Genomic DNA, 9509 nt, shown 5'->3' with positions numbered 1-9509 from the left:
GACAAGATCGTCGGCGACTCCAAGTGGGGGATCGTCCTCGGCGCGGACAAGAAGATCGGCCAACCCCGAGCTCGCCGGCGAGGAGCTGCGCCTGGTCCGGCACACCCGCGACGGCCGGCCGGTCAACGGCGGCCGGCCGTACCTCGTGCGCCGCGACGACCTGCACGGCGGCCTCGTGTTCGCCGCGCTCCCCGGCACCGTCGTCACCGCCGGCCCCGACCGCCTGGCGGTGCTCGGCGTCACGAGCACCGCCGGGCCGGACGTCGCCGCCACGCTGCTCGCGGCCGCCCGCTCCCGGGCCTTCGCCCGGTGGCTGGACCTGCAGCTGCGCGACCGGGTCGCGCTCGCCCCGGGCTTCGAACACCCCGGCGACCCGGCCCAGCCCGACCACACCCACCGCCACTGACGGCCCGTCAGCCCTTGATCGCGCCGGCCAGGCCGTTGACGAAGAAGCGCTGCAGCAGCACGAACAGCACGACGATCGGCACGATCGTGATCACCGACCCGGCGCACAGCAGTGTCCACTGTGTCGAGTTCTCGCCGATGAACGCGTACATGCCCACGGACAGGGTCCGCTGCTCCGGCCGGGCGAGGGTGAACACCAGCGGGATGAAGTAGCTGTTCCAGGCGCTGATCGCGGTGAAGAGCCCGACGGTGGCGAGCATCGGGCCGGACAGCGGCAGCATGATGCGCCAGAACGTCTGGTGGAAGCCGGCGCCGTCCACGCGGGCCGCGTCCTCCAGCTCGCCGTCGATCGTCTGGAAGTACCCCATGAACAGGAACGTGCCGAAGACGACACCGCCGGCGGCCTGCACGATGATGATCGAGAACAGCGAGTTGAGCAGGCCCAGCCGCTCCATCAGGTCGAAGATCGGGATGATCGTGTACCCGTGGGGCAGGAACAGCGTCGCCGAGATGAGGAACAGGCAGATGCCCCGGCCCGGGAACGGTGCGCGGGCCAGGACGTAGCCGGCCATCGCGGTGACGACGAGCGTGCCGGCGCACGTGCCGATCGTGATGAGCAGGGTGTTGACGAAGTACGTGCCGAACGACGCCTGTGCCCACGCATCCTGGTAGTTGCTCCACAGCACGCGCGAGGGCAGCGGGTTCAGGCCGCGGCCGAAGAACTCGCTTGTGTCCTTGAGCGAGCTGCCCAGGGTCCACAGGAACGGGTACATCCAGGCGATGCCGCTCACCAGCAGCGCGACGTGGGTCATCACCATCGCCGCCCGGGGCCGGCGCCGGCGGGGGCGGCTGGGGACCGGTTCGGTGGCGGGGGTGGTCACGGGCAGGGTGGCCAGGGAAGACATGCGAGGGACCCTTCTACTGCTGCTTGGCCCGGCGCCGCGCCAGCGAGCGCAGGACGACGACCTGGACCACCGAGAGCGCGATCAGCAGCACCCCGTAGAAGAACGAGGCCGCCGACGCGAGACCGACGTCCGGATCGACCTCGCCGGTGCCGCCGAACGCCAGGTGGTAGATGTAGGTGTTGACGACCTCGGTGGCGAAGTACGGGCCGCCGTTGGTGAGCACCTGGACCATGTCGAAGACCTGGAACGAGCCGACGAGCGCGAGCAGCAGGATCACCGCGCCGACGGACCGCAGCATCGGCACGGTGACGTAGCGGAACGACGCGACCGGCCCGGCGCCGTCGAGCTTGGCGGCCTCGTAGAGCTCGTCCGGGATCGTCTGCAGGCCGGCCAGGAAGTAGATCAGGTTGTAGCCGAGGGTGTGCCAGATGCCGATCACGATGATGATGCCCATGGCGAAGCGCGGGTCGCCCAGCCAGTCGATGTAGCCGTCGGTGAGGTGCAGGTCGCGCAGGACGCCGTTGATGACGTCGCCGAAGTTGGAGAAGAGCAGCTGGATGACGACGCCGATGACGGCCGCCGAGGTGACCACCGGCAGGAAGAACACCGTGCGGTAGAACGACCTGAACCTGAGCCCCTTCTGGTTGAGCACCAGCGCGAGGGCGAGGGCGAGCACCAGCTGCACCGGCACCACGACGCCGACGTAGAGGAACGTGTGGCGCAGCGCACCCCAGAAGATGCTGTCGTCGATCACGCGCCGGAAGTTGTCGAGGCCGACGTACTGGCTCGGGTCGCCGATGCCGTTCCACCGGTAGAGCGTGTAGCCCAGCGAGGCACCGATGGGATAGACGATGAAGACCACCAGCAGCGTCATCATCGGCAGGACGTAGACATACGACCAGCGGGCCGCCCAGATCCGGCGCACGTACACCTCGACTTTCTCCAACCGGGGAGGGTGGCCGCCGGTCCCCGTGCTCCCGGCGGCCACCCCGGATCAGGAATGCTTGTTCTGGTAGGGCTTGGTGGGGTCCCAGTCGGCAAAGACGTAGTCCGCCGCGCTGACCTTCGCCCCGGCCGCCGCGGCCGCCGCCACCGCGTCGTCCTGCGCCTTGTTCAGCCGGCCCTCCAGGTCGCGCAGTGCCGCGGCGACGTCCTTGAGCTGGCCGGTGTAGATCCCGGCGGCCACGTCGTTGATGTCGGGCTTGACCGCGGACACCTTCACCTTGGCCACGTCGGGGTTGCGCACCTTGGGGTCAGGCCCGGCGAGGTTGGTCTTCGACGTGGCCACGTACTGCCCGAAGGGTGCGAACGTGACCAGCGACGGGTCGTTGTTCTCCGGGTAGACCGACAGGCCCAGCCCGGCCTGCACCCAGCGGCGGCCGGCGTCCTTGCCGTACAGCCAGTCGAGCCAGGCGAACGCGGCGTCCGGGTTCGCCGTCTTGGCGGAGATGCCGAACATGCGGCTGCTGCTGCCCTGCCCGTAGTAGAAGAACCCCTTCGGCGTCTCGGTCGGCGACGGCAGCGTGACGAGGCTGTAGTCGGTGAACTTGGCGTCCTTCCAGGTCGACTGGCTCCACACGCCGTTGACGATCATGCCGAACTTGCCCTGCGCGAAGAACGCCCGGGCCTGCTCGTCGGAGATGCTCATCGACGTCGGGAAGATGAACTCCCGCTTCTTCCAGTCCAGCAGCAGGGCGAGGAAGTCGGCGTAGTTCCGGTCGCTGCCGTAGGTCCACTTGCCGACCCGGTAGTCGAGGCTGTTCGTGCCGCCCACCGCGCCGGCACCGCGGCAGAACAGCTCGATCCACCAGGCGAGGGCGCCGTTGCCCGAGTTGCCGAAGCCGAGCCCGAACGCCTTGCCGCCGCTCTTGGCGGTGATCGCCTCGGCCGCGCGGGTGACGTCGTCCCAGGTCTTCGGCAGCCGCACGCTGCCGTCGGCGTTGGTGAGGCCGGCCTGCTTGAACAGGCCGTGGTGGCAGTACAGCTGCAGGTTGGAGCCGGCGCCGTTGAACGGGGCGCTGTAGGTCTTGCCGCCGAAGGTGTTGCCGCCCTCGTCGAACCAGCCCGCGCCGAACCGGGACTTCCACGCGTCGGTGGCCCACTTGTCCAGCGGCAGCAGCCAGCCGGAGCTGACCTGCTCCTCGATCGCCGGGGTGCGCGGCAGCTGGAACACGTCCGGCGCGGTGCCGCTGCGGACGGCGAGCGAGAGCAGGTCCGGGTACTTGTCCGTGACCTGGGCGGTGTTCTTGATCGCGGTGCCGCCGTGGGCCTGCTGGAAGAGCTTGATCTCCTCCTCCATCCAGGCGGCCTGGCTGACCAGCCAGTTCCAGTTGGTGACCTGCGTGCCGGCTCCGGGCTCGTCCGAGCCGCAGGCGGCCAGGACGGGTCCGGCGGCGGGGGCCAGGGCCGCCGCGACCGCGGCCCTCAACAACGTGCGTCGCTGCATGGCGGTATCTCCTCAGACACAGGGGGGTGTGGCGGCGCTGGCGGTGACGGTCTGCCCGCCCAGTCGCCAGGTCACCGAGGAGCCGCCCGCGAAGGGGACGGCGACCCGGCGGGGGCGCTGGAACGGCAGGAACGACAGCGGCTGGCCGCGGTCGGCCGGGGCCGTGGTGAAGGTGTTGGCGGCGCCGATCGGCACCGGCAGCCCGAAGGCGTTGGGGTTGTTGTAGCCGAAGTACGCGATGTAGGTGTTGCCGGCGGTGGGCACGACGCAGACGTCGCGCGGCACGACGGTCGCGAAGGCCGTCTCGTCGGCACCGGCCGGTTGGAGGGCGGCGTCGTCGACGTAGAGGTCGTCGGCGCCGGAGGCGGTGCTGATCCACCACTCCGCCCGGCTGAGGGTCTTCGCCCAGCTCAGCTGGGCGTTGTTGGCGGACACCTGGGTCCAGGCGCCCGCGGTGACCAGGCCCGAGGCCAGCGGGACCGTCTGGGTCGTACCGTCGGTGAAGTAGAGCTTCGCCTTGATCAGCGCGGTGGTGGCCGGGGCGCCGTCGGCGAGCCGGATCCAGGCGCTGGTCTTGTAGGCGGCGCCGTTGGTGAGCTGCACGCCCTGCGCCGGGCCGGTCCACTCGTAGGTGCGGTTGGTGGCCCGCAGTGCCTGGCCGCCGGTGTGCACCGGGGCGCTCACCGCGCCGGCCGTGCAGGGCGAGAAGCAGTACCAGTTGGCGCCGCCGTTCTCCACGTCGCCGTTGGTGAGCAGGTCGAGCCCGGTCGGCGGGGCGGCGTGGACGTTGAAGACGACGTCGTCGAGCAGCAGGTCCGGCGTGCCGGCCGTGGTGTCGACCCAGAACTCGGCGCGGGAGAACGAGCCGGTGAAGGAGACCGGGACGTTGTTCGCCCGGATCTGGGTCCAGCCGGTGTCGCTCACCGGCGCCGAGCCGAACGGGATCGTCACCTGGCCGGTCGACGTCCACACCTTGAGCCGGATCTCGGCGGTCGCGGTGCCCGGCGTGGCGAGGCGCACCCAGGCCGAGGCGTCGTAGCGGCCGTTCAGGCCGACGGTCACGCCCTGCGCCGGGCCGACCCAGTTGGCCGATCGTCCGGTCACCTTCAGCGCGCCCGACCCGCCGTGGACGGGGCTGCCCACGACGGAGAGCCCGCCGCAGCCGCCCAGGCAGTACCAGCCGCTGGTGCTGCCGCCCTCGATGTCGCCGTTGGCGAGCGTGTTGTGGTTGCCGGGCAGCTTCGGGGTGGCCCACGGCGGGGCGGGGGCGGCCGGTGGCGTGCCGACCGTCGGGGTGAGCGCCACCCCGTCGAAGGTGCAGGTGAGCCCGCCCGCCACCGGGTTCTGCCACAGGAACGTCTCGGCCCATCCGGTACCGCTGGGCACGGTGAACGCGGCGACCTTCTGGGTGTAGGCGGTCTCGTCGCGGTAGTTGAGGGTGTACTGGAAGCCGGTCGTGCCCGGGGCGGGACCGCCGCGCACGCCGACATAGCACTGGTTGCCCGGCCCGCTGGACTTCGCCCAGCCCGTCAGCGTGTAGTTGGTGCCCGCCGCCAGGTCCAGCACCGGCTGGCTCAGGCCGGCGCCCGTGGCGGACGTCGCCGCCGTGCGTACCGCGCCGGCACCGCCGATCGGGTCACCGACCGGGGTGGCAGCGCCGGCGAGGGGTGTCCAGCCGTTCGTGCCGTGCTCGAAGTCCCCGCCCAGGACCTTGCTGCCCGGGTTGCTGCGGACGGTGTTGGTGATGCCGTCGCCGACGACCTGCACGCTCGCCCCGGCGTTCGTCGGCATGCTCACCGCGACCTGCTTGGCGACGCCGTTGACGGTGACCGTCACGAGGTACTCGCCCTGGAAACCGCGGACGCTGTACCGCCCGGCCGCCGACGTCTTGCCCGAGGCGTTCGTCCACCACTGCCGGTACAGGAGGTCCCGCAGCGCGAGCAGGTTGGGCTTCGGCGTCCAGTCCGGCCGGTAGAAGGCGACGAGCGGGTTCCAGATGTTCGACTCCCAGAAGCCGAAGCTGCTCACTCCCATGATCTGCGGGTAGCTGAACGCCATCGTGAGGAAGTCGCGGGTGTAGTCGGCCTGCAGCTGCTCGTCGTCGGTGGCGACGTCGAACTCGGTGATCTTCAACGGGATGCCGAGTCCGGTGTACCGGTCGAAGATGGGGATCAGGTCCTCGGGCGGGGTCAGCTGCAGGCCGCTGAAGTGCCCCTGCATGCCCAGCGCGTCGACGGGTGCGCCCTGCGCGAGCAGCGCGGCGAGCAGGTCGTGGATGTACTGCTGCTTGCGCAGGTTCCAGCCGTTGTCCTCGATGAGGTCGTACTCGTTGAGGTACAGCTTCGCCTGCGGATCGGCCTGGCGGGCGAGGGTGAACCAGCGGCCGATCTCGGCCTGGCCGAGGACGTCGGTGACGTTGTGCTCGGAGTACGGCTCGTTGACGACGTCCCACTCGTCGACGATGCCCCGCAGGGTGCCGGCCTCGTCGGTGACATGACCGTCGATGCGGGCGCGCAGGGCGGCGGGGTCGCCGGCGAGGTTGCGCACGTCCGGCGGCATCAGCCCCCACGAGCCCCAGACCAGGGTGTGGCCGTGGACGAGGTGTCCCTGCGCCTTGAGCCACTCCAGCGCGGGCAGCGTGTTGCGGGTGCGGTGGGCCTGGTCCTCCCAGTAGTTCCACTTGAGGTCGTTGCCCAGGGCCACCGAGTTGACGTCGGCCGCGACGACCTCGCGGTACCTGCGGCCGTCCGGCGAGTCCGAGACCAGCCACGGCGCCGCGGCCGCGGTGCCGAAGTCGAAGGCGTGCTCCTGCATCCGCACCTGGACGTCGGCGTTCGGCACCGGGTGGCCGGCGGCGTCGACGACGTCGACCCGGAGGTCGCCCTTGCGGTACTGGTCGATGCGCGCCTGGGCGGCGGTACGCCAGGCGGCGGTGCTCTCCCGGCCGGCGTAGGTCACCGCGGGCCAGCCCGCCGGATCGCCCGGTCCGTAGTTCAGCACGGAGACGCCGGCGAGCTGCAGCACCTGCGCGCCGTAGCCCAGCCACAGCTGGAAGTGCGCGTCGCCGGGGCCGTAGTTCTCGGCGACGCGGAACGGGAACTGGAACCGCTGCCACTGCGCGCCGATCTTCAGCGGCGCGTTGGCGGACTTCGTGTAGCTGCCGCCGTCCCGCTCGAAGATGAACGTGGCCTGGCCCGAGCCGGTGCCGGCGACCGGCTGGATCGAGCGGGCCCAGAAGGTGGCCAGCGCGGCGTCGCCCTGCTGGACGGTCGCCGCGTTCTCGGCGCCGAGGGCGATCTCGTACTCGCCGTCGAGGCCGGCGCTGTTGGGCGCGGCCGTGGTGGTGATCTGCAGCGCCTCGGTGAAGTTGGGGTTCCCGGTGACCGGGACGATCTGGTGTTGCGGCGGCGGATCGCCCTTGACCTGGGTGAACGCGGTCAGCGGGGCGGCGGGCAGGATCTCTGCGGGCGGCGCGGCGTGCGCCGGGACGGCGGTGGTCAGGACGGCGGCTGCGCCGAGCACGATGGCGGCGGGCGCCCGGAAGCGTTTCATGCGCGATGCCTTTCCAGGGAATGGTGGCAGCGCTTCACCGAGCCCTCTGTCCGGGGTCGACAGAGCAGCGGGCGAAGGTGGACGTCTGGGGGTGTCTCGGGGGGGTGTCTCGGGGGGTCGGTCAGCGTTGGGTGCTGATGTTCGGGCCGAGCCCGCTCCACACCCGGGGGGTCTCCGGGCGGTTGGTGGTGGTGCGGGTCGGCCGGCGGGGTTTCGCCGGCGCCGGGCCGGTGCTCTCCCGGACGACCAGGCTGGTCGGCAGGCTGACCCCGGGGGCGGTGTCGCCGTCGATCGCGTCGAGCAGCAACTGGGCCGCGGCCCGGCCCATCTCCGGGAAGGGCTGGCGCACGGTCGTCAGCGGCGGGTGGGTGTCGGCCGACGAGGCGATGTCGTCGAAGCCGACGACGGAGACGTCCTGCGGCACCCGCAGGCCGCAGTCGATCACCGCCTCCATGACCGCGTAGGCCGTGTTGTCGTTCGGCGCGACGATCGCGGTCGGGCGGCCGCGCAGGGCGAGCAGGTCCGAGACTCGCTCCCGGACCGTCGGTGCGTGGAACCCGCCGGCGACGGTGAGCGCCGGGTCCGCGTCGAGGCCGGCCTCGGCGAGCCCGTCGAGGTAGCCGCGGTACCGGTCCTCGCAGCACGCGTACGCCATCGGGCCCTGCACACAGGCGATCCGGGTGTGGCCGAGCTCGGCGAGGTGGCGCAGCGCGGTCCGGGTGCCCTCGTAGTTGTCCGCCTGGACCGACGGCAGCTCGGACGGCGCGGCGAGCGTGTTGACGAGCACGACCGGCAGGCCCGACCGGTGCAGCCGCTCCAGCGGTTCCAGCGGCTGGTCGTGGGTCACGACCAGCAGACCGGCGGAGAGCCCGGAGGTGGCGATCCGGTCGACGAGGGCGGTGTAGTCCTTCTCGTTGGTGCTGGTGTAGAGGATGATCTCGTACGGCGACTGCTCGACGACCGATGCGACGCCGTAGTTGACCGCGGCGACCATGTGCCAGGTCAGGCCGGGCACGATCATCCCGATGAACGGGGTGCGCCCCCGGGCCAGGGCGGTCGCGGCGGAGCTGGGTGTGTAGTTGTGGCTGCGCATGACCTCGAGGACCCGCTCGCGGGTGGCCGGGTCGACCTTCGGGCTGTTGTTGAGCACCAGTGACACCGTGCTCTTCGACAGCCCGGCCAGCTGGGCGATGTCACGTATCGTCAGCTTTCGCACGCCGGCCTCCGGTCTGGTCGGTGGGTAGCCGTGGGCTCCATTGTGGAACGCGGGGTGGAACGCGCCTCCGCTGGAGGAGGCACCGAGATGCGTGGGTCGCCGGTCGCCGCGTTGGAACGGTCCAACGCCTGTGCCGGACGCTAGCAGTGGACCGGTCCAATCGCAATGCCCCGGCGAAACATCGCGGTAACCGGGCCGCCGTTGCGCATCGGTACGCCGGGATGGCAAGCTCCGTGTCCGAACCCTCGCGGGCCTCGCCGGTCCCCCGTTCGCATTCACCGACACCCTTGGGGAACCGGCATGTCCGCAGGCTATTCACTGTCCGACTTCGCGTTCGACCTCCGCCGGCATCAGGCGCCGGACCAGCTCTGGGTCACCAGCGGCTGGACCGCCGCCCACGCCCTGCCCGGCACGGTCTGCGGGGTGAGCGGCTGCTTCGCCCCGCCCTACGCGGCCCCGGACAGTTCGCTGACCGTCGAGTTCGACATCGACGGCCGGCCGGCCGGCGACGGTGTCCGGCCGGGCATCGCCGGGTTCGGTCTCGGCCTGCTCGCCGGCGGCGGCACCTGGCGGCCGGACCGGATCGACCGCCACGGCACCTTCCACCAGCACCGTGACGGCCGGCTCGTCTCGCTCGCCGTGCGCAGCCGGCTCACGCCGCGGCACGGCGCCGGCGGGTACACGCTCGAGATCCAGGTCGACAACCGCGGCGACCGCGACACCGACATCGCCCTGCGGCCCCGGCTGCACGCCGGCCGGCCGGGCCGCGTGCCGCTCGCCGAGTGGGGCTGGATGCCGCCGCAGCCGGCCGAGCCCTCGGCCGTCATGACCCTGCGGCACTCGGCTCTCGACGCACGCGTCCCCGCCGGTGGCCGCGCCGCGTTCACGCTCGGCGTCGAGCTCGGCGACACCGCCGGGGTCGGGGGGGCCCGCGGCCCCGCGCTCCCCCCCCCCCCCGGGGGCGCGCCCCGCCCCCCCCCCGCGG

Annotated in this window: 6 protein-coding genes and 1 pseudogene; 2 read left to right on the top strand and 5 right to left on the bottom strand. The window is 71.6% G+C overall.

From position 1 onward, the window contains the following. Positions 1–406, top strand: a pseudogene (locus ABZS66_RS58265) (hypothetical protein); the annotation flags it as partial. A gap of 7 nt (positions 407–413) precedes the next feature. Here the strand turns inward: ABZS66_RS58265 and ABZS66_RS58260 are convergent. From ABZS66_RS58260 to ABZS66_RS58240, 5 genes are all read right to left on the bottom strand, one after another. Further along, positions 414–1310 carry a carbohydrate ABC transporter permease gene (locus ABZS66_RS58260; protein WP_354773066.1) on the bottom strand — a complete coding sequence of 299 codons (897 nt, stop codon included), beginning with the start codon at positions 1308–1310 and terminating at the stop codon, positions 414–416. Positions 1311–1323: 13 nt separating this feature from the next. Beyond that, entirely contained in the window at positions 1324–2256 is a 933-nt protein-coding gene (locus ABZS66_RS58255; RefSeq protein WP_354773064.1) for a sugar ABC transporter permease, read from the bottom strand. Positions 2257–2304: 48 nt separating this feature from the next. Next, a complete protein-coding gene (locus tag ABZS66_RS58250) occupies positions 2305–3756 on the bottom strand; it encodes an extracellular solute-binding protein (protein WP_354773062.1) in 1452 nt (483 codons plus the stop codon). 12 nt (positions 3757–3768) lie between these two features. Continuing rightward, positions 3769–7308, bottom strand: a complete 3540-nt coding sequence (locus ABZS66_RS58245) for an endo-1,4-beta-xylanase (protein ID WP_354773060.1) — start codon at positions 7306–7308, stop codon at positions 3769–3771. A 121-nt stretch (positions 7309–7429) separates the two neighbouring features. Continuing rightward, on the bottom strand, positions 7430–8524 hold the full coding sequence (locus ABZS66_RS58240; RefSeq protein WP_354773058.1) for a LacI family DNA-binding transcriptional regulator: 1095 nt from the start codon (positions 8522–8524) through the stop codon (positions 7430–7432). Between the two features lie 300 nt (positions 8525–8824). Between ABZS66_RS58240 and ABZS66_RS58235 the strand changes: the two genes are divergently transcribed. After that, positions 8825–9509: hypothetical protein (locus ABZS66_RS58235; protein ID WP_354773056.1), on the top strand; the 685-nt coding region annotated here is incomplete at its 3' end.

It is taken from the genome of Dactylosporangium sp. NPDC005572 (genome assembly GCF_040605515.1).
In the GTDB taxonomy this organism is placed as follows: Bacteria; Actinomycetota; Actinomycetes; order Mycobacteriales; family Micromonosporaceae; genus Dactylosporangium.
The sequence above is the reverse complement of the archived record's forward strand: the minus strand, read 5'-3'. Positions and strand labels throughout refer to the sequence as shown.